This window comes from Sandaracinobacteroides saxicola (assembly GCF_014117445.1).
Lineage (GTDB): Bacteria > Pseudomonadota > Alphaproteobacteria > Sphingomonadales > Sphingomonadaceae > Sandaracinobacteroides_A > Sandaracinobacteroides_A saxicola.
In genome coordinates this window covers 1,368,457-1,394,411 of record NZ_CP059851.1, presented here as the reverse complement: position 1 = coordinate 1,394,411, position 25,955 = coordinate 1,368,457, and the positions used below count along the sequence as shown (strand labels likewise).

Sequence of the window (25,955 nt, the reverse complement as noted above, 5' to 3'; positions counted from 1 at the left end):
GTTCTGCTTTTCTGATTATGCCGTGCCAATGGCTGAACGACGATCATCCCGCGCCGGCAAGGCGCCCGTTGCGGCACGCGATGAAATCCTGGAGGTCGCGCTGGACCGGTTCAGCCGCCTGGGCTTCGATGGCGTCTCGACGGCGGCGATCGCCCAGGGGGTGGGCATTTCGCAGTCGCTGATCCTCTATCATTTCGAAACCAAGGAAGCGATGTGGCGGGCGGCGATGGAGCGGCTGTTCTCCCGCGTCGGCGTGCGCGCGCTGGTGGATCAGGCGGCGTACAAGGACCTGGACATCGCCAACCGGCTTAAGGTGGTGCTGCGCCGTTTCGTCCATACCTCGGCGCGGCATCCGGAACTGGGACGGGTAATCCTGACCGAGGGGACGGCGGGCGGCGCGCGGTTCGACTGGCTGTTCGAAACCTGGCTGAAACCCAGCTACAGCCTCTATCGCCAGATTTTCGAGGAGGGGATCGAGGCCGGTGTGCTGAAGCCGCATGACCCCTGGCTGTCGATGCTGGCGGCGCATTCGGCGGGCGCCATGCTGTTCAACCTGGCGCCGCTGACCGAGCGGCTGCTGGGCCGTTCGCCCTTCGATGCGGAGGTGGTGGAACGGCAGGCGGACCTGCTGGTGGACCTGATGCTGAACGGGTTGTTGCGTCAGCCGGGATAAAGGCCGGCAATCATCGGTTGATGTGGCAGGGGCGCAAGGTGCCACACGGCGTCGGCGGCGGACAGGGCGTCATCCTGCGACCGGGTGGTCAGGGTGATGCTTGTGGGCAGGCGCCAGCCGGATTCGACCTCCAGATGCGCGAGCAGCTGCGGCCCCTCGAGCGGCGGAGGTAGCGGCGCGCCGGGGCGGCGTTCGTTCATCAGCAACAGCTGCCCGCCGAGCGGTATGGGCTTGCCGGCAGCGGGATGCGCGGGGGTGGGCCGCAGGAACAGGATGTGCATGGCGGTCAGCCAGGGGCCGTTCGGCTCGGTGGCGCGGCGGGCGTCCGCGAAGCCGGGATCGGCATAGAGGCCGGCGAACGCCGCGGCGCGCGCGGCATGGTCGCGCCAGGCCAGCATCCAGACGAACGCAGGCAAGGGGGGCAGCAGCCGCCCCGGTGCGACATCGCCTGAAACCCCTGACAGCATCCACTGGGCCACCGGCGCGAAGCCATGGCGTGCGAACAGCGGCGGCATGTGATCGCGCAGGCGCTCCACCACCCGCGACGGTCCGTCACCCTCCAGCGTATAGCAGCGCAGCTCGAACAGGGGCACCGGGGGGCGTCAGAACTTCTGCACCAGCCGGGCATAGACCAGGGCACCGCGCGGGTCGTGCGTCAGGCGGTCGAAGCCCTGCAGGTCGCCGGGCGCGGCGACGGCCGGCGGCTTCTTGCCGAAGATGTTGGTGCCGCCGATGGCGAGGTTGGTGTTCCACTTGCCGATGTCGACGCTGTATTGCACGTCGACCGTGGCCACGGCGCCGATCTTGAAGCCGTTCACCGGGGAGCTCGCCGGCAGCACATTCTCGCGGTAGCTGTCGATATAGTTGACGGTGGTGATCAGCTTGCTGCTGCCGAAGCCCAGCGTGCCGGTCAGGTTGCCGCGCCAGCGGGGCAGCGCGCGGGCGAAATTCTGGAAGTTGCGCAGGCCGGCGAGGTCCTGCTCGCCCTGGCCGATGTCGGTGCGATACTGGTTGATGTAGTTGGCACGCAGCAGCAGGTTGAGATCGACGCCACCGCCGAGGTCGTTGTCCAGGCTGGCGGCGATGTCGAAACCGTCGGTCAGCACGGCGCGGCGGTTTTCGAAGCTGACGAGGATCTGCGCGATCGGCCCGGTCGGCCCCAGGGGCCGGATGATGCGCGGATCGCGCGGGTTGGCTGTCACCAGCGCCTGGGCATTCTGTTTCACGATGATGTCGCGATAGTCGTAGCGCCAGTAATCGACCGACAGGCGCAGCCGCGGCACCGGATTGAAGATGATGCCAAGGTTGTAGTTGGTGGCGCTTTCCGGTTTCAGCGGCGCCGGCACGGTGACGACGGCGCGGAAGAAGCCGATCGGGGCGGGATTGAGCGGATCGCTGATGCTTTCGTTGATCGTGGTGATGGTGGTGGTCTGCGACAGGTATGGCGCGCGGAAACTGGTGCCGATGGAGCCGCGCAGCGTCAGCCAGGGCGCCGCCTCCCAGCGCAGCGAGGCCTTGGGATCGAAACTGTCGCCGCCGCCGCCACTGTATTTCTCATAGCGCGCGGCCAGTTGCAGGTCGAGGCCGCGCGCCAGCGGCACGGCGAGCTCGCCGAAGCCGGCGTAGATGCTGCGGCTGGTCTGGAAATCGGGACCGGTGAAGATGAAGACGAGATTGCCAGTCTGGGCATCGCGGTCGGAGGCGAAACGCAGCGATTCGCGGCGATATTGCCCGCCGATGGCGATGCCGACCGGGCCGGCCGGCAATTCGAACAACGTGCCCGTGACCACCGCCTCGACCGAGTGCATGCGGGCGAAGTAGCGGCGGAAACTGTCGGCGCGGATATCGTCGATCACCGCCTGGCTGTTGGCCAGCGCGGGGTTGGTGACCGACGAACCGAAGGGGTTGAAGCAGAGGTTGTTCTGCGGTCCGCCCTGGCAGTTGAGCGCCGCGTTGAACCGGTCGGCCTTGGTATCGGTGACGCCATCGACGTTGAAGCGCTGCTGCGAATAGGCGTAGCTGACATCATAATTCCAGTTGCCGCCGACGTCGCCGCGGATGCCACCGACCAGGCGCAGCATCTCGCTCTTGCGGCGCTGGTTGACATCGCCCTGGTTGCCGAGCGGCCGGCCATAATAGACGATCGGCACGCCGAAGCCGCCATTGGCAACGAGGTTGCCGGGATTGGTCGCCGGCACGGTGGGGAATTTCAGGTTGGAGAAGTTGGAGGACCGGACCTTGGCGCTATTGTCGGCAAAGCCGATTTCGCCGTAGAGCGTGGCGCTGCCCAAGTCGGCGTTCAGCGTCGCATAGGCGGTGACGCGCTCCTCCGGCGAGATGATGTCGAAATTGTTCGTCAGGTCCTGGCTGCAGAAGCCGAGGTTCGCCGCCGGCACGATCACCGTGGGGATGCCGCCCGCCGCGGCGCAGTTGGGATCGATGGTCGGCAGCGGCCGCCCCGGCTGCTGGAAGGCGCCGGGAAAGCCCAGCGCCGAGCGGATCTTGCCGCTGGTGAAGCCGCGGTCCGCCATGGCGAGCGGGGTGCGCTTCAGATATTCGACGCCGGCGACGATGTCGACCGTGCCGAAACTGGTGCCGCCCACCAGCCCGGCGGTGAAGTCGCCCTGCCCGTTCGTGGTGGTTGTCTGATAGCCGGCGCGCGCCTCCAGCCCGTTCATCTTCCGGCGCATGATGAAGTTGGCGACGCCCGCGATGGCATCGGAGCCATAGAGCGCCGCGGCGCCGTCCTGCAGCACCTCCAGCCGCTCGACCATGATCAGCGGGATGGTGTTGATGTCGACGAAGCTCGACCCGTCGTCGGTGGGGATCGGCGAGACCACCTGCCGGCGGCCGTTGATCAGGGTCAGCGTCGATGACAGCCCCAGGCCGCGCAGGTTCACCTGGGCGGTGCCGACGGTATAGGGGCTTCCCGTGGTGTTGGGCGAGTTGAACGACGACCGGTTGCCGGGAATCGACCGCAGCAGATCCTCGGCCTGCACCAGCCCCTTGTCCTGGAATTCCGCCTGGCCCAGCGTGGTGACAGGGTTGGCATCGGTGTTGACGGTGCGGCGGATGCGGCTGCCGGTCACCACGATGGTCTCGTCATCGGCGGCGCCCGCATTCTGGGCCGCCAGGGGCGCATGCGCGGCCCCGGCAAGCAGCAGCGGTATCAGCGACAGACGGCCCATCAGCATCATCGTTCCTCCCTGATCTCCCGCCGGCTCTGCTGGCCGGCATGATCGCAGAATGTCGTGGTGAGGCTCATTCGTCAATCGGATTACTGCATCATCAATCGGAAATCATGATTATTGATAGGCAATAAGCCTGATTGACCAGTCAGCACGGTTCGGCCTATCCTGAGGACAGGGGAGATGATGATGTCCGAACTGCCGCCAATCCGGTCCATCCACCATGTCGCGTTCCGCTGCTTCGATGCCGAGGCGACCCGGGCCTTCTATCAGGATGTGCTCGACCTGCCGCTGGCCGCTGCGCTGGCGTTCGACGAGACGCCCGATGGCTCCGCGCCGCTGTCCTACATGCACCTGTTCTTCCGGCTGGGGGACGGCAATTTCGTTGCCTTTTTCGACCTGCCCGATCATCTGGCAAAGCAGCGCTTTCACCCGCAGTCGGGCTTCAACCGCCACATCGCGCTGCGGGTGGAGGGCGACGCCGAGCTGGAAGCCTATCGGAGCCGGCTGCTGACCCAGGGTGTCGCCGTGGAGGGACCCATCGACCATGGTTTCGTGCGGTCGATCTATTGCTATGATCCCAACGGCATCCAGGTGGAGGTGACAACGCCGACTCCGGTGCACGACCAGTTTCTGGCGCATGAGGCGGTGGGTGCGCGCGCCGCCATCGCGGAATGGACGGCGGCGACCGCGGCGCGCAAGGCGGCGCATGCCGGACCCGCCGACTGATGCTGCTGGGCAACCTGCTGTTCCGCACCGCGCAGCTGCACGGTGACGGCCCCGCCTTCGCCGGCTGCGCGCAGATGTGGCACTGGGAGGAATCGCTCCAGCGCATCCGCCGGCTGGCGAGCGGCCTGCTTGCGGCCCGCCCCGGCCGTGTCGCCATCCTTGCCCACAACAGTGTCGCCTATCTGGAGCTGAGTTTCGCGCTGCCGATGGCCGGCATCCCGATGGTGCCGCTGAACACCCGTCTGGCGGCGCCGGAGCTGCGCCAACTGATCGCCGACGCAAACCCCGGCCTGCTGATCGCTGATGGAGCGCATGCCGAACTGGCGCGGGCGCTGGCCGATGAACAGGGCTGCGAGCTGCTGCTGGTGGAGGATGAGAACAGCGCGAGCTGGCAGGCGCTGATGGCCGACACGCCCGCCGATCCCGTGCCGACCGACGAGCGCGAGGACTGGGCCATCATCTATACCGGCGGCACGACCGGCCTGCCCAAGGGCGTGCGCGTGACCCGCGCCGGCTTCGGCTTCAACCTCCAGCATATCCTGCGCGATCTGGACTGGGGGCCGCGACCGCGTTTCCTGCAGGTGACGCCGCTGTTTCATCTGGCGGCGCTGGGGCCGGGGTTCGCGGTGGCGGCCTGGGGCGGATGCCAGCACCTGCTGCCGCAGTTCAGCATCGACGGGCTGGTCGATGCGCTGGAGCGGCACCGCATCGAGGCGACGGCGCTGGTGCCGACGATGATCACCTGGCTGGTCGGGCGCGACGACCTGGGATCGCGCGACCTGTCGACGCTGCGCGCCATCGGCTACGGCGCCTCGGCCATTCCCGAAGCGGTGCTGCGGCGGGCACTGGAACGGTTTCCCGGCCTGCGTTTCAACCAATTCTATGGCCAGACCGAGGCATCGGGCGGGCTGGCGACGCTGCGCGCGACCGACCATGATCTGGCCCATCCCACGCGCCTGCGCGCCGCCGGGCAGCCAGTGGTGGGCGTACGGCTGGCGATCCTGGACGAGCAGGGCGGAGAGGTACCGCGCGGCACCTGGGGCGAGGTCTGCGCGCAGACGCCCGGCCTGTTCGCCGGCTATCTCAACAACCCTGAAGCCACCGCCTTTGCCACGCGCGATGGCTGGCTGCACACGGGCGATGTCGGTTTTATCGATGAGGAAGGCTATCTGCACATCACCGACCGGTTGAAGGACATGATCGTCACCGGCGGCGAGAATGTCAGCTCGTCCGAGGTGGAGAGTGCGATCCTGCGCCATGACGCCGTGCGGGAGGCGGCGGTGGTGGCGGCGCCGGATCCCGAATGGGGGGAGCGGGTGCACGCCTTTGTCAGCCTGAAGCCGGGGGCGGCGCTGGACCATGCCGCACTGGTCGCGCATTGCCGGACGCTGATCGCGGGCTATAAATGTCCGCGCAGCAGTGACATTTCCGAAACGCCGTTGCCGCTGTCGGCGGTGGGCAAGATCCGCAAGGACCTGCTGCGGGCGAGGGCTCGGGGAGAGGGCGATGCCGCTGTCGGTTGAAGCACCGCGCGCCACGCTGGACGCGGCGGCGTATGAAGCGTTCGCGCGCGATGGCGTGGTGGCGGTGGCCGGCGTGGTCGACGCCGATGGTGTGGCGGCGCTGCGCGCGGTGGTGGCCGCGGCGATGGCAAGCCCCGGCCGGCACGCGCAGGAGTTTCTGTCGGGTGGTGGCGGCCGCTATTTTTCCGACCTGCACAGCCATCGCCGCCATCCCGCGCTGGCCGACATCGCGCTGACCGGCGGCCCCGCCAAGGTGGCGGCAGCTTTGCTAGCGCCGGACGTTCGGCTGTTTTATGACCAGATGATCGTGAAGGAGGCCGGCACGCCCTCCCCCACCCCCTGGCATCATGACCTGCCCTTCTGGCCAGTGACGGGCGAGCAGATCATGAGCATCTGGATCGCGCTGGATGCCGTGACGCCGGACAATGGCGGGGTGGAATATGCGCGCGGCAGCCATCGCTGGCCGCAGCGCTGGCGCCCGACCCAGCCCGACACGCCGGCAACCCGCGCGATGCGCAACATGGACCTGCCGCCGGCGCCGAACCTGTCGCGTGATCCCGATGCCGACCGGGTCAGCTTCGCGCTGGCACCGGGCGATGCCATCCTGTTCACCGCCACGACCCTGCACGGCGCCGGCCCCAACCGCGCCAGGGAAGGCAGCCGTCGCGCGCTGGTGCTGCGCTATGCCGGGGCCGGAACGCGCTTTGTCGGCGGGCCGCACGCGCTGACCTTCGATGCGGAGCCGGGGCTTGCCGATGGCGACATGCTGGACGGGCCGCTGTTCCCGAGGCTGCGCCTGGCATGATGGAAGGGGTGGAGCAGCGCGGCCCCCGGCTGTGGCGGCTGACGGGGCACGCCGCCTGCGCTGCCGCGCTGGGCGATGGCGAGGCCGTGCGCAAGCTGCCCGAACGGGCGCTCGCCGCCATGGCGCCGGGGCCGTTCCGCGAGCATAACGCGCACACCATGACCTTCATGGACCCGCCGCACCATGGCCGGGTACGACGGGCGCTGGCGGCGCACTTCACGCCGCGCGCGCTGGCGGCGCTGCAACCGCTGATCGTTGAAACCGCGACCGGGCTGGCGCTCGGGCTGGCACGCCGGCGGCGCGCCGATTTCATCGCCGCCTTTGCCGCGACGCTGCCGATCCGGGTGATTGCCGCGATCCTGGGCGTCGCGCCGTCGGGCGAGGCGCGGCTGCGGCGTTGCGCGGCGGCGGTGGTGGCAGCGCTGGAACCCGATGCCGACGCCGCGGCCCGGGCAGCCGGCGATGCCGCCATCGCCGAGCTGGCGGCGTTCATCGGCCGCACGCGGCGCCGGCCGGACGGCCTGCTGGCGCTGCTGGAAGCAAGCGATGCGCTGTCCGCCGACGAGGCGCTGCACCAGGCGATTTTCGTGCTGAACGCCGGTCATGAGACGACAGCCTTCGTGCTGGCGCGAGGCGCCGCGACCTTGATGGCCGAACCCGACGCCCGCGCCGCGCTGGGCGATGATCCGGCGCGTTGGACGCAGGCGGCGGATGAGCTGCTGCGGCTGCATCCGCCGCTGCAATGGCTTGTCCGCCATACGGTCGCACCGCTGGCGATGCCGGGGGGGGAACTGCCGGCGGGAGCGACGCTGATCTGCGACCTGGCGGCGGCGAACCGCGATGCGCGGCTGTTCGCGGCGCCGGAGCGTTTCGATCCGTTCCGCGCCAACGCCCGGCAGCATCTGAGCTTTGCCGCCGGGCGCCACACCTGCCTGGGCGCGGCGCTGGCGCGGGCGGAGATCGCCACCGGGTTGCGCATCCTGTTCCGCCACCTGCCCGCGCTGCGTCCGGCGGCGCCGCTGCTGCTCCGCCGGGGCGGCATTTTCCACGGGGTCCGCCGGATGCCCGTTCTGACCGGAGGCCCCGATGCCGCATAGCTATAGCCGCACGCCGATCCTGATCCTGTTCGAGGAGAAGCAGCTGTTCAAGGAGACCTATGGCGGCGAGATCGACCGGGTGGCGCTGTCGGCGCACTGGCTGAAGCCGGACCGGCCGTCGGATACGGTCGTTGTTTTCATGCACCCGGTCGGCGGCCAGATGTATCTGCCGATGATCAATGCCTTCGCCCGCGCCGGCACCCACGTCATCGTGTCCGACAGCCGCTACCGTGCCGACCATGCGCTGATCATGGAGAAGGTGGTGCTCGACCTGGCCGCGGTGGTGCGGGAGGCGCGGGGCCGGCTGGGCTACAGGCACGTCATCCTCGGCGGCTGGTCGGGCGGCGGCTCGCTCAGCCTGACCTTCCAGGCGGAAGCGGAGGCGCCGACGATCACCGCGACGCCGGCGGGCGATCCGCCCAGCCTGGTGGATGCCGGCCTGGTGCCGGCGGATGCCGTGATGCTGCTGGCGGCGCACCGGGCGCGCCACCTGACGCTGACCGAATGGATGGACCCGTCGATCATCGACGAGGCCGACCCCGACCGGCGCGATCCGGCGCTGGATCTTTATGGACCGGAGGCGCCGACGCCGCCCTATGACACGGATTTCCTGGCGCGCTATCGGGCGGCGCAGGTGGCGCGCAACCAGCGCATCACCGTCTGGGTGAAAGAGCGGCTGGCGCGCCTCCGCGCGGCAGGCCGTGGCGGGGAGGAGCATGCCTTTACCGTCCACGGCACGATGGCCGATCCGCGCTGGCTGGACCCGAGCATCGACCCCAATGGCCGCAAGCCGAACTGGTGCTATCTGGGCGATCCGCGCATCGTGAACAATGGCCCGGTCGGGCTGGCACGCTTCACCACGCTGCGCAGCTGGCTGTCGCAATGGTCATATGACGACGCGCGCGGCGACGGGCTGGCGGCGGCGGCACGGATCAGCGTGCCGGTGCTGCTGATCTCCAACGGCGCGGACGATGCCTGCACGCCCGACCAGGCGGAAAGCCTGTTCGCCGCGATCCGCCATGACGACCGCGAGCTGCATGTGATCGATGGCGCGAACCATTATTATTTCGGCCAGCCGGACAAGGTCGCCGAGGCCGTCGCCCTCTGTCAGGACTGGATGCGCCGCCATGGCTTCGACGCCTGACCGCTTGTCGCGCCCGCATGTCGCGCTGGCCGCGCTGCTCGCCGTCTATACGCTCAGCTTCATCGACCGGCAGCTGGTGGCCATCCTTGCCGAACCGATCCGCCGCGACCTGGGCCTTTCCGATACCGAACTCGGCCTGCTGACCGGTTTTGCCTTCGCCATCTTCTACACCGCCTTCGGCGTGCCGGTGGCGCGGCTGGCGGACCGCCATGGCCGGGTGCGCGTGATCGCGCTCAGCTGCGCCGCGTGGAGCCTGTTCACCGGTGCCACGGCGTTGGTCACCAGTTTCTGGCAGATGGCGCTGGCGCGCGTCGGCGTCGCCGTGGGCGAGGCGGGTGGCTCGCCGCCCAGCTTTTCCTTGATCGCGGATTATTTTCCCGCGGAACGACGCGCCACCGCGACCGCCATCTACACGCTGGGCACGCCCATCGGGCTGTTTCTGGGCGCGGCCGCCGGCGGCTGGATCGCCGCCACCTGGGACTGGCGCACGGCGTTCGTCGTCGCGGCGATCCCCGGGTTGCTGATGGCGCCGCTGCTGCCGCTGCTGGTGCGCGAACCGCGCCGTGCCGTGGCGGCGGATGCGCCTCCGGTCACGCCGGTCGCCGTTGTGCTCGGCGATTTCGTCCGCCGGCCGGAGCTGCGGCTGCTGGCGCTGGCGGCGGGGGTTTCTGCGATGGTCGGCTGGGCGGTGCTCAACTGGGCGCCGGCCTGGCTGATGCGGGTGCATGGCATGAGCCTGAAGGACGTCGCCACCTGGTTCAGCCCGGCGATCGCCGCCGGCATGGGCGTCGGTATCCTGTTATCGGGCATCGCCACCGACCGGCTGGCCCGGCGCTCCCCGCGCTGGAACGCCTGGGTGCCGGCGGCCGCCTTCGGGCTGGCGGGGCCGCTGTTCGCGCTGGCGCTCGCGGCGCCGTCCTGGCCCTGGGCCGTGGTGCTGCTGGCACTGCCCTGCGGCCTGTTCATGAGCTATGTCGCGCCGACCTTCGCAGTGCTGCAATCGCTGGTGCCGGCGGACAGCCGCAGCACGGCGTCCGCGGTGATGCTGTTCACCATGAACATCATCGGCATGGGCGGCGGGCCGCTCCTGGTGGGCGTGCTGAGCGACCGCTTCGCCGCCGCCGGGCCGGCCGGGCTCACACAGGCGATGACCTGGCTGATCCCGCTGTTCGTGCTGGCGGCCGCCCTGCACCTGCTGGTGGCCCGCGCGCTGCCGAAACGCTGAGCGCCCGCGCGACGCGGGACGTCAGTCCACCGCAGCCACCCCGCCGTCCGCGATGCACCACAGGTGCAGCCAGCGGTTGCGGACGAGCGCCGCCACCTGCGGATGGTTGGCGAGCACGGCGTCGATCGCCTCCCGCGGGGCATCGACCGCCACCGTCAGCCGCACCGGCTCGTGCATGAAGCGCGTGCCGTCGTGCACCGACTGCCATGGCAGGCCGACGCGCAGGTCGCCGGCATTGCCTTCGATCACGCCGAGCGCGCCGGCGACATTGTGCAGCACCTTGTTGCCCGCGCCGAAGACGGCGTTGTTCGCCGTGGAAGCATAATACTGCAGGTTGATCCATGACGCGACCACCATCGGCGCGGTCAGGATCAGCTCCAGGATCTTGAAACCGCTGTCCTTGCGCCAGTCGTAGCTGTGGAGGAAAGCCCGGCCGCCGAGGTCGAGCCCATAGGTCCGGGCGCGCGGCGCGGCGATGAAGGCGGCGTTGTTGGCAAGCGCCCATTCCGGCCGCACCTGCGCCCAGTCGCGCGCGCGTTCGGCCACGGCCGCATCGATGTCGGCCCCGGGAGCCAGCGCCAGCGTCGGCGCCCGTTCCCGGCGCGTCGCCGCGCCGGCCGCGGCGAGCCAGCGGCGCAGGCGCGCCAGATCCTCCGCGTGGCTTGCCGGCGCGTCATCATCATAGAGCGTCACCGCATCGGTCGTGGTATCGTGCAAGCCGGCCACGAAGATCGTGTCGTCGGGCACATGGATGCCACGCGCGGGCAGGCCGGCGCGCACCAGCGGGTCGTTGAGGATGGCGGCCGCGACGCGCGCGTTCGCCTCCCCGGTGTGGCCGCCGCAGGCGCCGCAGTCCAGACCCGCGGCGTGCGGGTTGTTGACGGTGGTGCTGCCATGGCCGGCGAGGACGACCAGCCGGGCGAAATTCTCCGTCATGGACATCGCGCGCAGCACCGTCTCGGCGCTCTGCAGCCGCAGCTCGGGTGGAAAGCCGGTGGGGCGCCCGCCGACCGTCTTCGCTTCGATCACCGGTGTCAGCCGCCGGGCCGCATCGGGATCGAGGTTGTCGAAGCGCGGGTCGGGCGCCGGCCGGGTGCGGGCCAGGGCGTCGCCGCCGATCTTGACGGCAAAGCTGAGACCGATGGTCTCGACGAAGGCGAAGGTGGAGACCGCCGCCAGCTTGAACGCCTTCCATGCCTTCACCGCGCGGCGGCGCAACAGGCGGATACCCAGCGCCTCCGCTTCCTCGCCTTCCCTGGCGTGGGCCAGGCCCTCGCAGACGGTGACGCCCGGCGCCAGCAGCACGGGGCATTGCGCGCCGCCGGTTTCCCGGCCGATGGGAACATATTCGATGGCGAAGCCGAAGAAGCCGGCAAAACCGATGGTTTCGATGCCCGGGGCCTGCGCCTCCAGCGCGCGGCGGAAGGGTTCGCTGCGCACATCGATGCAGAAGGCCACCTGCGCTTCGGGGCGGCCATCGGCACGGGCGAGCTCGCCACGCGCCAGCAAGCCGCTGAAATGGCGATGGACCGCGATTTCATAGGCGTCCTGCAACACCAGGCCCAGGGCGATCTCGTCGAATGCCGGCGGCGCCACGGCAAGGGCATGGCCGGCCTCGGCCATCGCCAGCCGCCAGGCATCATGGAAGCGCTTGTCCTGCGCGCGATAGAGGGCGAGGCCCCACACCACGCGGATGGCCAGCAGGTCGACGAGCGCCGGGTCGCTTTCGCCCTTCAGCCCTGCCTGCCAGCCGTGCCAGCGCGCCACGCCGGCCCAGCCCGCGATGTCGAGCAGCGCGCGGTGCAGATAGTCGGCGCGTGCGTTCGCCGGCATGCCGATTTCGTCCAGCGTCGCCTGGATCGCGCGCAGCGGGTCCGCGTCGGCGCCGGCGACCGTGGCCTGGAAGGTGCGGATCCCCATGGCGGCGGGGTTGCGGTCGTGCGCCGCGGTGGCACGCCAGGCAGCATAAAGGCCCATGGTCGCGCCGGGCAGGCGCCAGGCGGCCTGTCCTTCGTCGAACCAGGCGGCGGCGAACTTGGCGATCTCGTCGATCATGAAGGCGGTGCGGGAGGCCTGCCGGTCTCCGTCGGCAAGCCGGTCGAGCACCTCGGCGACCGTCGCGATGCGGCCGGCGGTCGACGGCGGCACCGGCGCGGCGGCGAGCGCGGCGGTCACCGTCTCGAACGTGGTGCCATGCGCCTGCGCCGCCTGGGCGAGGTCGGCATCGCTGATCCGGCCTTCGGTTCGCATCGCCGTCCAGAAGGCGCGCGCCGGCAGCATGTCGATGCCGGCAACCCGGTGCAGCAGCCGCGCCGCGTCACCGAAATGGAGGTCGGTGAGGCCCAGGAAGGGATTGACCGCGACGAAGGCCTTCAGCGGCCACAGCGGCGCGATGCGCGCGCAGGCCGTGGCGACCGGATCGGCCTCAGCGAGGGGGATGGAGGTAGCAACGGCAGTGTCGGTCATCGGGGCGCTCTCGATCAGGTCGGTGGCATCGGTCTGCATGGTCAGGCTCCTTTCCGGGCGGGCCACAGCGCGAGCGCGAGCCGGTTGGCATGGGTGTTGAGGTAAAAGCCGTTGGTCGCATGGACCCACAGCGCGGCAAGCCGGGGGTGGTGGGCCGCGGTCGGCAGCCAGCCTTGCAGCAGGGTCAGCGCGGCGAAGGCGGCAACGACGCCGATGGCAATCGCCCAATCCACTTGGCCGGAGGCGCCGGCGGTGGGCAGCGTGCCCATGGTCAGCGCCACCGCGCCGGCCTGAAGCAGGACATAGAGGCCGGCGACGGCAATCGCGCTGCCCAACGTGCGGACGATGACATAGCCCTGCGGCCGTTCATCGAGCGCCGCGGCGAGCAGCGTGACGATGCCCATCGCCAGGATGGCGACCAGCGCGAAGGTGGCCGGCGCATAGCCGATGTTCACCAGGCTGGACGCGACCGCGGCGACGCCGACCACCAGCGCCACGGCGACGCCGGTGCGCCAGGGGTGCGGCCTGCCGCCGGGCGAGGGGCTCCAGGAGGCGCGCAGGATATCGACCACGCTGCCCGAGGACAGGAAGGCGTGCGCCTTGTAGAGCGAGTGGGCAACGATGTGCAGCAGGGCGGCGGGAAAGGCGCCCAGCCCGCATTGCAGGAGCATGAAGCCCATCTGCGCGATGGTCGACCAGGCGAGCGCGAGCTTGATCGAGGTCTGCGTCAACATCACCAGCGAGGCGACCAGCGCGCTCGCCGCGCCGACAATCGCCAGCAGGTGCAGGCCGGGCGCGCCGATCAGCATGACATCGGCCAGGCGCAGCACCAGGAAGCCACCCGCATTGACCACCCCGGCATGCAGCAGGGCGGAGACCGGCGTCGGCGTCTCCATCACCTCGGTCAGCCAGCCGTGCAGCGGCAGCTGCGCGCATTTCAGCAGCGCGGCAATGGCAATCAGCAGCGCCGCGGCGGTGGTGGCGGCGGTCGGCACCGCGCTCTTCGCCAAACCGGCGAGGGCGGCGACATCCCAGGTGCCGAACTGGCTGAACAACAGCAGGGCGGCGCCGATCAGGGCGGCATCGCCCAGCCGCGCGGCGACGAACTTCTTGCGTGCCGCCAAGATGGCGTTCACGCGCTCCGGGTAGAACAGCAGCAGGCGATGCAGCGCCATGCTGGTGGCAATCCAGGCGAGGATCAGCAGCAGCAGGTTGCCCGCGATGGTCATGGTCAAGACCGCGGCGAGCGTCGCCGCCAGGGCGCGCGTAAACCGGCCATGGCCGGGATCGCCCGCCATGTAGCTGCGGGCATAGCGCACCACGGCCCAGCCGACGAAGGCGACCAGCAGCAGCATGGTGGCGGACAGCGCATCGAGCCGCAGCGAAAGCCCGATCCCGTCGGCGCCCAGCATCGCGCTCGACACCGGCCCGGCAAGCGCCAGGCCGACCACCGCGCCGAGCGCGACGACCAGCGCCAGCGTGGCCGCGAGCACGGCACGATCGGCAGCCACGCGCGCATCGCGGACAGGGAAAAGCGCCACCAGCACATAGGCCAGCGGTACAAGCGCAGCGAGCAGAAGCGGCAAGGTCATCGGCGAACTCCCATTGGTTGCCGGGCCTGCTAGCGGGCGTTTGACGACAGAGATAATTCATTATTGTCATCAAACCGTTCCATCAGATAGAACAGTGGGATGAATTACCACCATCTGCGACTGTTCTGGACGATCGCCCACAGCGGCGGCCTGCTGGCCGCCGCGCGGCGCCTCAACCTTTCGCCGTCGGCCCTGTCCGTCCAGTTGAAGACGCTGGAGGCGCGGCTGGGGCATGCGCTGTTCGAGCGTGTCGGGCGCCGGCTGCTGCTGACCGAGGCCGGGCGCATCACGCTCGATCATGCGGATACCATTTTCGCGACGGGCGACGAGTTGATGGCGACGCTGAAGGGCGTCACGCCCGGGGCCCGCCGGCTGCGGATCGGGGCACAGACGACGCTGTCGCGCAATTTCCAGAGCGCTTTCCTGGCCCCCGTCCTGGCGCAGGAGGATGTGGCGCTGTCGCTGCGCGCGGGCACCCTGAAAAGCCTGGTCGCGGACCTTGAGGCCCAGACGCTCGATCTCGTGCTCGCCAACGAGCCGGCGCCCACCGAGGCGGCCTCGACCCTGTCGACGCGGCTGATCGACGAGCAACCGGTCGCCTTCGTCGGCCCGCCCGGCGACCCCCTTGCCTTCCCCATGGACTTCGCCGACCGTCCGCTGGTTCTGCCGAGCCGCGACAGCGACATCCGCCGGGCCTTCGACCGGCTGTGCGCGGCCGTGGGATTCGAGCCCCGCGTCCACGCCGAGGCCGACGACATGGCGCTGCTGCGCCTGATCGCGCGCGACACCGCCGCGCTGACGCTGGTGCCGCCCATCGTGGTGCGCGACGAGCTCGCCGATGGCCGCCTGACCGAACGCTGCCGCCTGCCCGACCTGTCCGAACGTTTCTACGCGCTTTATCCCAAGCGGCGCTTCCCGAACCCGCTGCTCATCGAGCTTTTCCTCTGATGCGCGATTGTCCCGGGCAGCAGGGGCGGACCCGGGCGCGAGGCGGGCCATCCTAGACAGCGTATGGTTGACTATTCGATATATATCTATTATTGACCTCATCCCGCCGTGGAGAGGTTGCGATGCTGTCCGATCATGCCGACACGATTGCCCTCACGGCGCGGCACCTGCACCCGCACCGCCTGGGGCTGTTCCGCAGCTTCGGGGTCGAGATCGTCATGGGCAAACGCGAGGGTTATCGCTTTGCCGACCAATCCGGCCGATGGCTGCACGATCTCCACCTGAATGGCGGCACCTTCAATCTGGGACACCGCAACCCGGTGCTGTGCGGCGTGCTGGCGGTCGCACTGACAGAAGTCGATATCGGCAACCACCATTTTCCCAGCCCGGCGCGCGCGCGATTGGCGCAGCAGCTGCTGGCAACGCAGGGGTTCGGGGCCGACCATGTGGTGTTCAGCACCACCGGCAGCGAGGCCGTGGATGTCGCGATCAAGGCCGCGCGCCGGGCCACCGGGCGGCGCGCCATCGTTTCGATCGACCGCGGCTACCATGGCCGCACCGGTCTGTCGGGTGCCGCCGGAGACGATGACGCGGCCCGCTATTTCCTCAGCGACTCCCCCGCCGAGTTCGTCCGCGTCCCGTGGAACGATGCCGAGGCGATGGAGGTGGCCGTGCGCACCGCCGACGCTGCGGCCGTGATCCTGGAACCCTTGCCCGCCACCTATGGGTTTCCCCTGCCCGCCCCCGGTTATCTGGCGGCGGTACGCGACATCTGCACGCGCCATGACGCGCTGTTCATCGCCGATGAGGTGCAGACCGGCCTTTGCCGCAGCGGCGATTGGTGGGCCATCGAGCATTTCGGGGTTCAGCCCGACATATTGGTTACATCGAAGGGACTTGGCGGCGGTCTTTACCCCATTGCCGCAACATTGCTGACCCCCCGGCCCGCGGCGTGGCTGGCGGAGAATGGCTGGGCGCATGTCTCGACCTTCGGCGGTGCCGAGCTCGGCTGCCATGTGGCGAGCGCGGTCATCGACATCAGCGGCCAGCCGGAAACCCGCGCCACCATCGCCGCCTCCGCCCGGCATTTGGGCGACGGGCTGCGCGCGATCCAGCGCGACACCGACTATCTGGTCGAGGTGCGGCAGACCGGCCTGATCTTCGGGCTGAAGTTCGACCACGAGCAAGGCGCGCTGCACATGATGAAGGCGCTGCTGGACGAAGGCGTCTGGGCCATGTTCTCCGGCTTCGACACCTCGGTGCTGCAATTCAAGCCCGGGCTGCTGCTGACACCCGACGCCTGTGACGACATCCTGAAGCGCGTGCGCCGCGCCGTAACCGTCGCCGCCGCCTTCCGGCATGCGGCGCCGCTCGGCATCCCGGGCTGACCGGATGCTGCTGACCGACGCTTTCGCGCCCCCCGGGCCGACCGAACTTGCCGCGCTGGAACGGCGGGTCCAGCGCCAGCTGGAAAAACCCGACGAGCCGCTGCTGAAACTATTGGGTCATGGCGAGGTTACGCTTGCCTTCGCCTGGCCGGCGGAGGCGCCGCGCTGGGCCTGCAAGCGGCTGCCGCCAAGCCCCGACCGCGGGGCCTTGCGGGCCTATGCCGCGCATGTCGAACGTTACATCGCCGCGCTGCGCGTCGCCGGAGTCGCGGTGCTGCCCACCAGCTGCCACATCGTCGACAGCTATCCCGGCACAGGCGTGATCTTCCTGTGCCAGCCGATCGTGGAGGCGCGCCGGCTCGGCCCGGCCATCCTGCGGTCGCGCGCCCCCGATGCCGAAGATCCGTTCCTGAACGCCGTGCTGTCGACGGTGATCGGCGTCGTCTCGCCGCGCCTCGCGGTTGATTCACAATTGTCCAACTGGGCCGACATCGACGGCGTGCCGCACCAGATCGATGTTTCCACCCCTTTCACCTGCGACGCCTTGGGCCGGCCCGAGCTCGATTCGCGCATCGTGGTCGCGCCTTTCCCCTGGCCGCTGCGGGGCCCCCTGCGGCGCTGGGTGGTGCCGCCGGTGCTGAAGCGCTATCATGACCCGCGCCAGAGCATGATCGATTTCGTCGCCAACCTGATCAAGGAACGGCTGGAAGGCTGGATAGGACCCGCTGTCGCTGTTGCCAACCGCCTGCTGCCGTCCCCCATCTCCGTCGCCGAGGCCCAGGCCTATTATCGGGAAGACGCGCAATTGTGGGAAACCACCTGGCGCGCCAAGACCATCAGCCGGGCAACCACGCGGCTGATGGGCAAGACCTACCAGTTCCTGCTGCCCCCCAGGACCGCGCGCTGAGCGACGCGCTTTCCGCCGGACGGCTGGCGGCAGCGCTGCTGCTGGGGGCCGCCGGCCTGCTGCTGTTCGGGGCACAGCCGCTGCTCTATGCCGCCTACGTCCATGCCGGCGCCATCGACGCCGCGGGCGTCGGCCGGCTGGCGGCGACGGAAATCGCCATGCTTTCGCTTGGTTGTGCGGCCGGGGTGGCAGTGCTGCGCCGGACGCCCGCCTGGCCGGTGGTGGTCGCCGGCGCGGCGCTGCTCGCCGCCGGCAACCTGCTGTCCGACAGCCTGCCCCTGTTCCCGGCGCGGGCAGTCGCGGGGGCCGGTGGGGGCCTGCTGGTGGCACTGGCAGCCGCCGCCATCGCGCGCCGCCGGGATGTCGATCGCGCCGCCGCCGCCTTCCTGTTCCTGCAGGCAGCGTCGCAGACCGCGCTGGTGCAATGGGTCGCGTGGGATGCGGCGCGGGCGGCCGCCGCCCCGTTGCAGCAGGCGCTCGCCTTCATCGGCCTGCTGTCGGTGCCGCTTGCGCTGCTGTTGCCATCGCGCCTGGGCCTGCCGCTCGCCCCCGCGGGCGATGCCGCACCCCGCCCGAGCCGCGCGGGCCATGCCGCTCTGCTGGTGGCGGGCCTGTTCGTCGGCGCCGTGGTCGGACTCTGGGCCTATCTCAGTCTGTGGATGGAATCGAAGGCCCTGCCTGCCTCCCGCATCGGCACGCTGCTGGCGCTGTCGCTCGCCGGCCAGATGGCGGGCGCGCTGCTGGCGATGGTCGCACGGCGGGGGCGGAGCAGCAACCGCGCCCTTGCTGCAGGAGGTGGCCTGCTGCTCGCGGTGGCGGGGCTGCTCTGGCTCGGTCCGGCGGGTCCGCTCGGCATGGCACTGGCGCTGCTGTTCGGCTTTGCCTGGATGTTCGCCACACCCGCGCTCACCGGCTTTCTGGAGGAGGTCGATCCGGCGCGCGGCTCGCTGCCCCATGCCGCCGCGGCGCAATTGCTGGGCGCGGCGCTGATCCCCACGCTGGTGGGGGCGCTGGCGCAGGGGTTGGACGGAACCATGATGGCATTCGCCACCCTGGTGGTTGCCAGCATGATGCTGTTGCTGCTGGTGCGGGCCGCTTCCGGCCGTCAGCGCCCCGGCAGCAGCCCCAGCTGACCGGCGATCATCCGGTCCACCCAGCGTTTCGGAAGCGCCAGGGGCAGCACCCAGTTCATCAGCCAGCCCTTCACCACCGCCTGGCGCACCGGCGGGCGCGGCGAGGTCAGCGCATGCAGCACCGCAGCCGCGATCCGCTCCGGCGGATGGCCCTTGCGCCCCTCGGCCAGCATGTAATCGCGGGTCTTGTGCAGCGCCGGCGCAAAGGCGGTGGCGGCATAGCGGGCGATATCGATCTGTTCCGCCTTGTCCCAGATCGGCGTGGCGACAAAACCCGGGCCGACCAGCGTCACATCGATGCCGAAAATCATCAGTTCGCGGCGCAGGCTCTCGCTCAACCCCTCCAGCGCATGTTTGGAGGCGCAGTAGGCCCCCACGAACGGCGCGCCGATCTTGCCCGATTCGGAGCCCATCATGACGATCCGCCCGGGCGGGCCGACGCGCGTGCGGTCGGCCCCCAGCAGCGGCGCGAACGCCTGCGTCACGATCAGCTGGCCCACCACATTGATCTCCAGCTGCCGCCGCACCTCCGCGATCGGCTGATGGATCAGCGGCCCCGAGACCGCCATGCCGGCATTGTTCACCAGCCCCGCCAGTGTGCCGCCATCCAGCGCGGCCGATACCTGTGCCGCTGCGGTCGCCACCGCCCCCTCGTCGGTGATGTCGAACAGCAGGGGCGTGAAGCGGTCACCCAGCGCGCCGTGCAGCCGCTCGCCGTCGGCGGCGCGGCGCACGCTGCCGAAGACCTGATGTCCGGCCTGCACCAGGGCTTGCGCGATGGCCGCGCCGATGCCGGTCGAGGCGCCGGTGACCACGAACGCCGCCATGGCTCAGAAATGCCCCGTGAGCTGGATGCCGAAGGTGCGCGGATCGCTGATGTTCAGCTGGTCCATTGTCACCACAGGCGCGAAGGAGGTGACATAGCGGCTGTTCGTCAGGTTGCGCGCCCACAGCGCGACCTCGATCGTCTCGTCAGGAGACTGCCAGCCGAGCCGGGCATTGACCAGCTCATGCGCCTTCACCCGGCCGCTGGCGGCATTGTCGGGAAACAGGAAGATGGCGGAGGTATAGCTGCCATCCACCCGCGCCCGCAGGCTGCCCTTGTCGCCCAGCGGCACGGTCAGCGTCGCGCCGCCCGCCAGCGCCACCGTCGGCGCGTTGACCAACCGGTTGCCGTCCAGGCTCGCCCCGCCCAGCGCCGCGAAATTGCGATAGGCGCTGTCCATGACCGTGATGCTGGCGAACAGGTCCAGGTTGCGCGTCGGCCGCGCCGTCACATCCGCTTCCAGGCCCCAGATCCGCGCGTTGCCGGCATTGACCTTGCGCTGCAGCGGAATTGGCCCGGACAGGTCGAACACGAACACCTGCAGGTCGCGATAATCATAGAAGAAGGTGGCGGCGTTCACCCGCAACCGCCGGTCGAACAGGTCGGTCTTGATGCCCGCCTCCCAGGCATAGAGCCGTTCCGACCGGAACGGCGTCAGCTGGGCAAGGTCGGTCGAGGCGCCGCCGGGGAAGCCGCCGCCATTGTAGCCCTTGGAGAAGGAGGCGTAGATCAGGGTCGAATCGACCTTGTAGTCCAGCGCCAGGCGCCAGCTGAGGTCGCTGAAACTGCGCTTGTCCTGAAAGGCGACGAGCGGCACAGTGATGTCGGAGTAATTCTTCACCGGTACCACGCCGCCCACCGCGTCGAACAGGCTGCGATAGTTTATGTCGATGCTGTCATGCGACCAGCGCAGGCCCGCGGTTCCCGTCAGCCGCTCGGTCAGCGGATAGCTGGCCTGGCCGAACAGCGCCGTGCTCTCGGTCTTCTGCGTGTACGGGTAACGCAGCAGCCCCAGCGAATTGGCGGGATCGAAGGTGCCGAGCAGGTCGCCCGGGTCGCGCAGCCCGCGCAGCAGGTCGAAGGCGCTGTCGGTCTTCAGCGTGTCGTGGAAATAATAGCCGCCGACAATCCAGTCGAGCTTGCCGCCACCGTCCGACTGCAAGCGCAATTCCTGGCTGAACTGCCGCGGCCGGTCCTGATAATAGGCCACCACCACATCATTGGGGCTGCTGTCGGTATCCTCCAGCGTTTCCCGGTTCACCTGTTCATAGGCGCTGATGCTGGTCAGCTTGACCGCCCCCAGCCGGAACTCGCCCAACAGCGAGACGCCGAGCACATCGATGCGCTCGCGCCCCTCCACATTATAATCGCCGGCGTCGGGGTTGTTGTCGGTATCGGCATAGCCGAAGCCATCGAGCGGCGTGCCGTTCGGCGAGAAGGACGGGTTGCCGAAGAAATCCACGCCCTGCCCGCGATGCTGGAACTGCCGGGCGCCGCCATTGTTGCGGCCGGCATGGGCGGACAGGCGCAGCAGCGCGTCATCGGAGGGCGTCAGGTCCAGGATGATGCGCCCGGCCCAGACATCCAGATTGTTGACATGGTTGCCGGTGACACGGTTGAAGGTCGTGCCGTCACGCCGATTGTACATGCCCGAAACGCGGACATTCAACAGGTCCTTCACCAGCGGACCACCGATGCCGGCCTCCAGATTGACCTCGTTGAAGCGGCCATAGGAGGCCGAAAAATCCGCCCGCAGCATGTCTGTCGGCTTGCGAGAGGAGAAGCGGATGGCGCCGGCGGTGGTGTTGCGGCCATAAAGCGTGCCCTGCGGGCCTTTCAGCACCTCGATGCCGGCGCTGTCGAAGATGTTGAACAGCTTGCCGGCGTTGGCCCCCAGGAAGACATCGTCGACATAGATGCCGACGGCGCCGGTGGTGTTCGAGTTGAAGTCACCGATGCCCACACCGCGGATGAAGAGCGAGGTGGTGGAGGCCGCCGTACCGGCCTGCATCGACAGGCTGGGCACCAGCAGCGACAGGTCGCGCGGGTCGCGGATGCCTGCCTCCACCAGCGCCGTGGCACTGATCGCGCTGATCGCGATCGGCACATCCTGGACATTCTGCGCCCGGCGCTGCGCGGTCACCACGATCTCGTCGATGCCGCCGTCATCCTGCGTCTGCTGCGCCAGGGCGGGCGTGGCAAGGGCGGACAGGCACGAGGCCAGGAGCGGACCAAAAAGGGCGAAATGGCGCATGGGCCGATCCTTTGCAGCAGGAAGAACGACGGGTTTCGATGCTGCCCCATATCAGCGACGCGGGGGAAATCAAGACTATTCGATATTTATCGGTTTTTGTCCGGTCCTTCCAACAGGCCGGCGATCATCCGCGCCGTGTCCAGCAGCACGGCCTCCTCGTCCAGCATCGGCTGGTCGAGCAGCAGTTCGACGATGGCATAGCCGGCGTCCACCGCGATGCGATAGCGCCGCGCGACCACGTCGGGCGCCGCCATGCCGGCCATGGCACGATGCCGCGCCGCCAGATGGTCCACCACCGACTGATGCGATTCCAGCCGCACATGCACCAGCGCCGGCGTCGAATGCAGCGACCGCATGATCCATCGTGCCCCCGGCTGTCCACGGGTCAGCTCAAGCTGGCCGCGCAGCATCGCCGCCAGTGCCGGCACCGGCAGGAACAGCTGCGCCTGTGTCGCCAGAAAGCCGTACAGCGCGGCATTCTGCGCTTCCATCAGCCGCCGCCCCAATTCCTCCATCACGGCATATTTATGCGCGAAATGGCGATAGAGTGCCGGGGGCGTCAGCCCCGCGCGCTGGCAGATCAGGTTGGTGGTCAGCCGGTCGAACCCCACCTCATCCAGCAGCGCCGACGCCGCGTCCAGGATGCGCCCCACGGTTTCCGTCGAACGCTGCTGCTGCGGCTGCGGGCGTGGCGCCGAGCGCAGAGCAGGCGGGATGCTGGACATGCTTGACCTCCTTCGCCAGCATATGATAGCAAATACTATCGTTCAAGCGCAAGCCAGCGCAAGAGGCCGGGAGATGATGCCGTGATGTCGCCGCCGACCATCCTCGTCACCGGCGCGTCATCCGGGCTGGGCAAGGCCATCGCAGAACGCCTGGCCGCCGGCGGCGCCCGCGTGGTCGGCACCAGCCGCCATGCCGCGACCGATGGCCCCATCGCCGCTTCCGGCCTGACCATGGCGCAGCTCGACATTTGCGACGATGTCTCCGTCGCCAGCCTGAAAAACCGCCTGCAGGAGGCCGGCGCGCTTCCCGCCACCATCGTGCTGAACGCCGGCTTCGGCATTTCCGGCGCCATCGAGGAGACCCCGGTCGACGCCGCCCGCGCCCAGTTCGACACCAACCTGCTGGGCGCGCACCGCGTCGTGCAGGCCTTCCTGCCATCCCTTCGCGCCCGCGGCGGCGGCCGGCTGATCGTGATCGGCTCGCTCGCCGGCCGCATCGCCCTGCCCTTTCAGGGTTTCTACAGCGCGTCGAAAGCCGCGCTCGCCGCCTACGCCGCGGCGCTGCGCATCGAACTGCGCCCGTTCGGCATCGATGTGACGCTGGTCGAACCCGGCGATCATCGCACCGGCTTCCCCGACCGGCGCCAACCGCCGGCCGACCGCCATCACAGCCCCTATGAGCCGCAGCAGTCCCGCGTGCTCGCCGCCATGATCGCCAGCGAACAGGCCGGCGCCAGCCCGGAGAGCCTTGCCGACGCCGTCGTCCACCTGACGCATACCCGTGGCCGTCATGCCGGCTTCGCCAAGGCGAGCGCCTTCGAGCGCCTGTTCCTCCTCCTTCACCGCGTCCTGCCCGCTGGTCCCTTCCAGCTGCTGGTCCGCCGCGCCTATGGATTGGACTGACCCTATGAATGCCATCGAGAAGATCACCGCCAGCCGTTGGAGCAACTGGTCGGGCAGCGTCACCTCCGACGCACGGTTCATCCGGCCGCGCAGCCTCGATGCCCTCTGCGATGCGGTGCGTCGCGCGTCTGCGGTTCGCGCCACCGGCGCCGGCCACAGTTTTATGCCCCTGTGTGCATCGGACGGTCTGATCGTCAGCGTCGAGGACCTGCCGGGCGAAATCAGGCTCGATGCCGGGCGCCGTACCGCCCGTGTTCCGGCCGGGTGGAGCCTGCACTACCTCACCGCGGAACTGGGCAAGCTCGGATTCGCGCTCGCCAACCAGGGCGACGTTGATCCGCAGAGCCTCGCCGGGGCGATGGCCACCGGCACCCACGGCACCGGCGAGACGCTGGGCAGCCTCTCCACCTTCGCCCGCGGCTTCCGCCTGGTGGGGGCCGATGGCGAACTGCGCTGGTGCGACGCCGACACCAACCCCGACCTGTTCCAGGCGCAGCGCCTGTCGCTAGGCCTGTTCGGTATCGCCATCGAGATCGAGGTGGCGGTCGTTCCCGCCTTTCACCTGGTCGAACGCATCACGAAGATGCGCTGGGCCGAGGTGCGCGAACGGTTCGACAGCCTCGCCGCGGAGCATCGCCACGCCGAATTCTTCATCTTCCCGCACGCCGACAGCGTCATCCTGAAGACCCTGTCGCTGACCGACCCCTGCGAACCACCGCCCACCACCAGCGACATGGAGGAGGCCGGATTCCAGCGCCTGCTCGACATCGGCGTGCATCTGCCGATGGCGGTGCCGCTGTTGCAGAAGCTGGTCATGCGCGGCCGCTTCGATGCCGAACGCCGTGGTCCCGCGCACAGCATCTTCCCGTCCGACCGCGGCATCCGCTTCGAGGAGATGGAATATGAGCTGCCGCGCGCCGCCGGTTTCGAGGCGCTGTCCGAGATGCTCGACTGGATCCGCCGCCGCCGCCTGCCTGTCAGCTTCCCCTTCGAATATCGTGTTGTCGCCGGCGACGACATCTGGATGAGCCCGATGAACCGTGGCCCGGTCGCGTCGCTTTCGATGCACCAATATGTCCGGCAGCCTTGGCGCGAGATTTTCGCCGAGGGCGAGGCGATTTTCCGTGCCCATGGCGGTCGCCCGCACTGGGCCAAGCGCCACACCCTGACCCGCGCCGATGTGGACAGCCTCTACCCCATGGCCGAGCATTTCCGCGCTGTCCGCCGCCATGCCGACCCGCAGGGCAAGTTCCTCAACCCCCATTTGGAAGGGCTGTTTTCCTGATGGACGACATCGCATTGCACCGTGGCCTGATCGGCCAGCAGGGCTCGCGCGCCGCGCTGAACACGCCGCTGCTGGTGCTCGACCTCGACCGGCTCGACCGCAACATCGCTGCCATGCAGGCGCTCGCCGCCGCCGCCGGCATCGGCCTGCGACCGCACGCCAAGACCCACAAGAGCGTGGACATCGCCCGCCGCCAGCTCGCCGCCGGCGCGGTCGGCCAATGCTGCGCCAAGATCGGCGAGGCCGAGGTGCTCGCCGACGCCGGCATCGGCGGCCTGCTCATCACCTCGCCCGTCGCCGCGCCCGCCGCCGTCGAACGGCTCGCCGCGCTTGCCGCGCGCGCGCCCGATCTGATGGCGGTGGTCGATCATCCCGACACGGCATGGCGCATCGACACGGCACTTGCCCGCGCCGGCGCGCGCCTCACCGTCCTCATCGACATCGACCCCGGCATCCGCCGCACCGGCGTCGCTTCCGCCCAGGCCGCGGTCGAACTCGCTGATACCATCGCCCGCGCGCCCCACCTGCGCCTGGGCGGCGTGCAATATTATTGCGGCATGCAGCAGCATGTCGAGGATTTCGCTGCCCGGCGGGAAGCGATCGTCGAACGCACGGCCTATCTGAAGAGCGTCATCGCCGCCCTGCGCGGTGCCGGCCACGACATCGTCATCATCTCCGGCTCCGGCACCGGCACCCACCGCATCGACCTCGAACTCGGCGTCTTCACCGAACTGCAATGCGGTTCCTACATCTTCATGGACCGGCAATATCTCGATTGCGACCTCGCCGGCACCGGCGCGCCCCCGTTCGAGACCTCGCTGTTCGTCGATGCCCGCGTGGTCAGCGCCAACCATGATGGCCTGGTCACCATCGACGCCGGCTTCAAGTCGCTGTCCACCGACGGCGGCAGCGCCACCGTTTCCGCCGGCAGCCCGCCCGAAACCGCCGTCTTCTTCATGGGAGACGAACATGCCGCGCTGCTGCACGACGGCATCAGCCAGCGCCTGCGGCCCGGCGATCCGGTCAGCCTGACCGTTCCGCACTGCGACCCCACGGTCAACCTCCATGACCATTATCATGTCGTGCGCGGCGACACCCTGGTCGACATCTGGCCGGTCAGCGCCCGCGGCCGCGCGCGATAAAG

21 protein-coding genes are annotated in these 25,955 nt (G+C 69.2%); 14 read left to right on the top strand and 7 right to left on the bottom strand.

Going from position 1 to position 25,955, the window contains the following annotated elements; genetic code table 11:
• Nucleotides 1–28 precede the first annotated feature (28 nt).
• On the top strand, nt 29–673 hold the full coding sequence (locus H3309_RS07030; RefSeq protein ID WP_182298024.1) for a TetR family transcriptional regulator: 645 nt from the start codon (nt 29–31) through the stop codon (nt 671–673).
• Here H3309_RS07030 and H3309_RS07025 read toward each other — a convergent pair.
• Together H3309_RS07025 and H3309_RS07020 are read right to left on the bottom strand one after the other, a co-directional pair.
• A complete protein-coding gene (locus tag H3309_RS07025) occupies nt 661–1,266 on the bottom strand; it encodes an NIPSNAP family protein (protein ID WP_182298023.1) in 606 nt (201 codons plus the stop codon). The two genes, H3309_RS07030 and H3309_RS07025, sit on opposite strands and share 13 nt — an antisense overlap.
• Before the next feature lie 9 nt (nt 1,267–1,275).
• Nucleotides 1,276–3,870, bottom strand: coding sequence for a TonB-dependent receptor (locus tag H3309_RS07020; RefSeq protein ID WP_182298022.1), 2,595 nt, complete (start codon nt 3,868–3,870; stop codon nt 1,276–1,278).
• 174 nt (nt 3,871–4,044) lie between these two features.
• Here H3309_RS07020 and H3309_RS07015 point away from each other — a divergent pair, with 174 nt between their 5' ends.
• The 6 genes from H3309_RS07015 to H3309_RS06990 are packed head-to-tail and all read left to right on the top strand — an operon-like array spanning nt 4,045 to nt 10,384.
• Nucleotides 4,045–4,590 (top strand): VOC family protein, encoded by a 546-nt coding sequence (locus H3309_RS07015; protein ID WP_182298021.1) that lies wholly within the window; start codon nt 4,045–4,047, stop codon nt 4,588–4,590.
• A complete protein-coding gene (locus H3309_RS07010; RefSeq protein ID WP_182298020.1) occupies nt 4,590–6,113 on the top strand; it encodes a class I adenylate-forming enzyme family protein in 1,524 nt (507 codons plus the stop codon). Before H3309_RS07015 ends, H3309_RS07010 begins: the two co-directional genes overlap by 1 nt.
• On the top strand, nt 6,097–6,918 hold the full coding sequence (locus tag H3309_RS07005) for a phytanoyl-CoA dioxygenase family protein (protein WP_182298019.1): 822 nt from the start codon (nt 6,097–6,099) through the stop codon (nt 6,916–6,918). Before H3309_RS07010 ends, H3309_RS07005 begins: the two co-directional genes overlap by 17 nt.
• Nucleotides 6,915–8,015, top strand: a complete 1,101-nt coding sequence (locus H3309_RS07000) for a cytochrome P450 (protein WP_182298018.1) — start codon at nt 6,915–6,917, stop codon at nt 8,013–8,015. Before H3309_RS07005 ends, H3309_RS07000 begins: the two co-directional genes overlap by 4 nt.
• A complete protein-coding gene (locus tag H3309_RS06995) occupies nt 8,005–9,159 on the top strand; it encodes an alpha/beta fold hydrolase domain-containing protein (RefSeq protein WP_182298017.1) in 1,155 nt (384 codons plus the stop codon). The genes H3309_RS07000 and H3309_RS06995 overlap by 11 nt, the downstream gene beginning before the upstream one ends.
• Nucleotides 9,143–10,384 (top strand): spinster family MFS transporter, encoded by a 1,242-nt coding sequence (locus H3309_RS06990; RefSeq protein ID WP_182298016.1) that lies wholly within the window; start codon nt 9,143–9,145, stop codon nt 10,382–10,384. The genes H3309_RS06995 and H3309_RS06990 overlap by 17 nt, the downstream gene beginning before the upstream one ends.
• A 21-nt stretch (nt 10,385–10,405) precedes the next feature.
• On the opposite strand, the gene H3309_RS06985 is transcribed toward H3309_RS06990, so the two are convergent.
• Both H3309_RS06985 and H3309_RS06980 read right to left on the bottom strand, forming a co-directional pair.
• The gene (locus tag H3309_RS06985) at nt 10,406–12,889 is read right to left on the bottom strand and encodes a YbcC family protein (RefSeq protein WP_207791567.1); all 2,484 of its coding nucleotides are present in this window, start codon (nt 12,887–12,889) and stop codon (nt 10,406–10,408) included.
• Between the two features lie 2 nt (nt 12,890–12,891).
• On the bottom strand, nt 12,892–14,442 hold the full coding sequence (locus tag H3309_RS06980; protein WP_182298015.1) for an NADH-quinone oxidoreductase subunit L: 1,551 nt from the start codon (nt 14,440–14,442) through the stop codon (nt 12,892–12,894).
• Nucleotides 14,443–14,541: 99 nt separating this feature from the next.
• Here H3309_RS06980 and H3309_RS06975 point away from each other — a divergent pair, with 99 nt between their 5' ends.
• The 4 genes from H3309_RS06975 to H3309_RS06960 all read left to right on the top strand — a co-directional run bounded on the left by H3309_RS06975 (nt 14,542) and on the right by H3309_RS06960 (nt 18,818).
• Nucleotides 14,542–15,390, top strand: a complete 849-nt coding sequence (locus H3309_RS06975) for a LysR family transcriptional regulator (protein WP_182298014.1) — start codon at nt 14,542–14,544, stop codon at nt 15,388–15,390.
• A 122-nt stretch (nt 15,391–15,512) separates the two neighbouring features.
• The gene (locus H3309_RS06970; RefSeq protein WP_182298013.1) at nt 15,513–16,778 is read left to right on the top strand and encodes a class-III pyridoxal-phosphate-dependent aminotransferase; all 1,266 of its coding nucleotides are present in this window, start codon (nt 15,513–15,515) and stop codon (nt 16,776–16,778) included.
• Between the two features lie 4 nt (nt 16,779–16,782).
• Nucleotides 16,783–17,685 carry a DUF6206 family protein gene (locus H3309_RS06965; RefSeq protein ID WP_182298012.1) on the top strand — a complete coding sequence of 301 codons (903 nt, stop codon included), beginning with the start codon at nt 16,783–16,785 and terminating at the stop codon, nt 17,683–17,685.
• A complete protein-coding gene (locus H3309_RS06960) occupies nt 17,586–18,818 on the top strand; it encodes a hypothetical protein (protein ID WP_182298011.1) in 1,233 nt (410 codons plus the stop codon). The genes H3309_RS06965 and H3309_RS06960 overlap by 100 nt, the downstream gene beginning before the upstream one ends.
• Here the strand turns inward: H3309_RS06960 and H3309_RS06955 are convergent.
• From H3309_RS06955 to H3309_RS06945, 3 genes are all read right to left on the bottom strand, one after another.
• Nucleotides 18,791–19,645, bottom strand: coding sequence for an SDR family NAD(P)-dependent oxidoreductase (locus H3309_RS06955; RefSeq protein WP_182298010.1), 855 nt, complete (start codon nt 19,643–19,645; stop codon nt 18,791–18,793). The two genes, H3309_RS06960 and H3309_RS06955, sit on opposite strands and share 28 nt — an antisense overlap.
• 3 nt (nt 19,646–19,648) lie before the next feature.
• On the bottom strand, nt 19,649–21,898 hold the full coding sequence (locus H3309_RS06950) for a TonB-dependent receptor (protein ID WP_182298009.1): 2,250 nt from the start codon (nt 21,896–21,898) through the stop codon (nt 19,649–19,651).
• 86 nt (nt 21,899–21,984) lie between these two features.
• Nucleotides 21,985–22,623: a TetR/AcrR family transcriptional regulator gene (locus tag H3309_RS06945; RefSeq protein WP_182298008.1), complete on the bottom strand. Its 639-nt coding sequence runs from the start codon at nt 22,621–22,623 to the stop codon at nt 21,985–21,987.
• 84 nt (nt 22,624–22,707) lie between these two features.
• Here H3309_RS06945 and H3309_RS06940 point away from each other — a divergent pair, with 84 nt between their 5' ends.
• Genes H3309_RS06940 through H3309_RS06930 form a run of 3 tightly spaced genes read left to right on the top strand, consistent with a single transcriptional unit; the run spans nt 22,708 to nt 25,953 of the window.
• Entirely contained in the window at nt 22,708–23,526 is an 819-nt protein-coding gene (locus tag H3309_RS06940; RefSeq protein WP_243453912.1) for an SDR family NAD(P)-dependent oxidoreductase, read from the top strand.
• A 4-nt stretch (nt 23,527–23,530) separates the two neighbouring features.
• On the top strand, nt 23,531–24,811 hold the full coding sequence (locus H3309_RS06935) for a D-arabinono-1,4-lactone oxidase (protein WP_182298006.1): 1,281 nt from the start codon (nt 23,531–23,533) through the stop codon (nt 24,809–24,811).
• Complete coding sequence (locus H3309_RS06930; RefSeq protein ID WP_182298005.1) at nt 24,811–25,953, top strand: DSD1 family PLP-dependent enzyme; 1,143 nt, start codon at nt 24,811–24,813, stop codon at nt 25,951–25,953. The genes H3309_RS06935 and H3309_RS06930 overlap by 1 nt, the downstream gene beginning before the upstream one ends.
• The last annotated feature ends 2 nt before the right edge of the window (nt 25,954–25,955 follow it).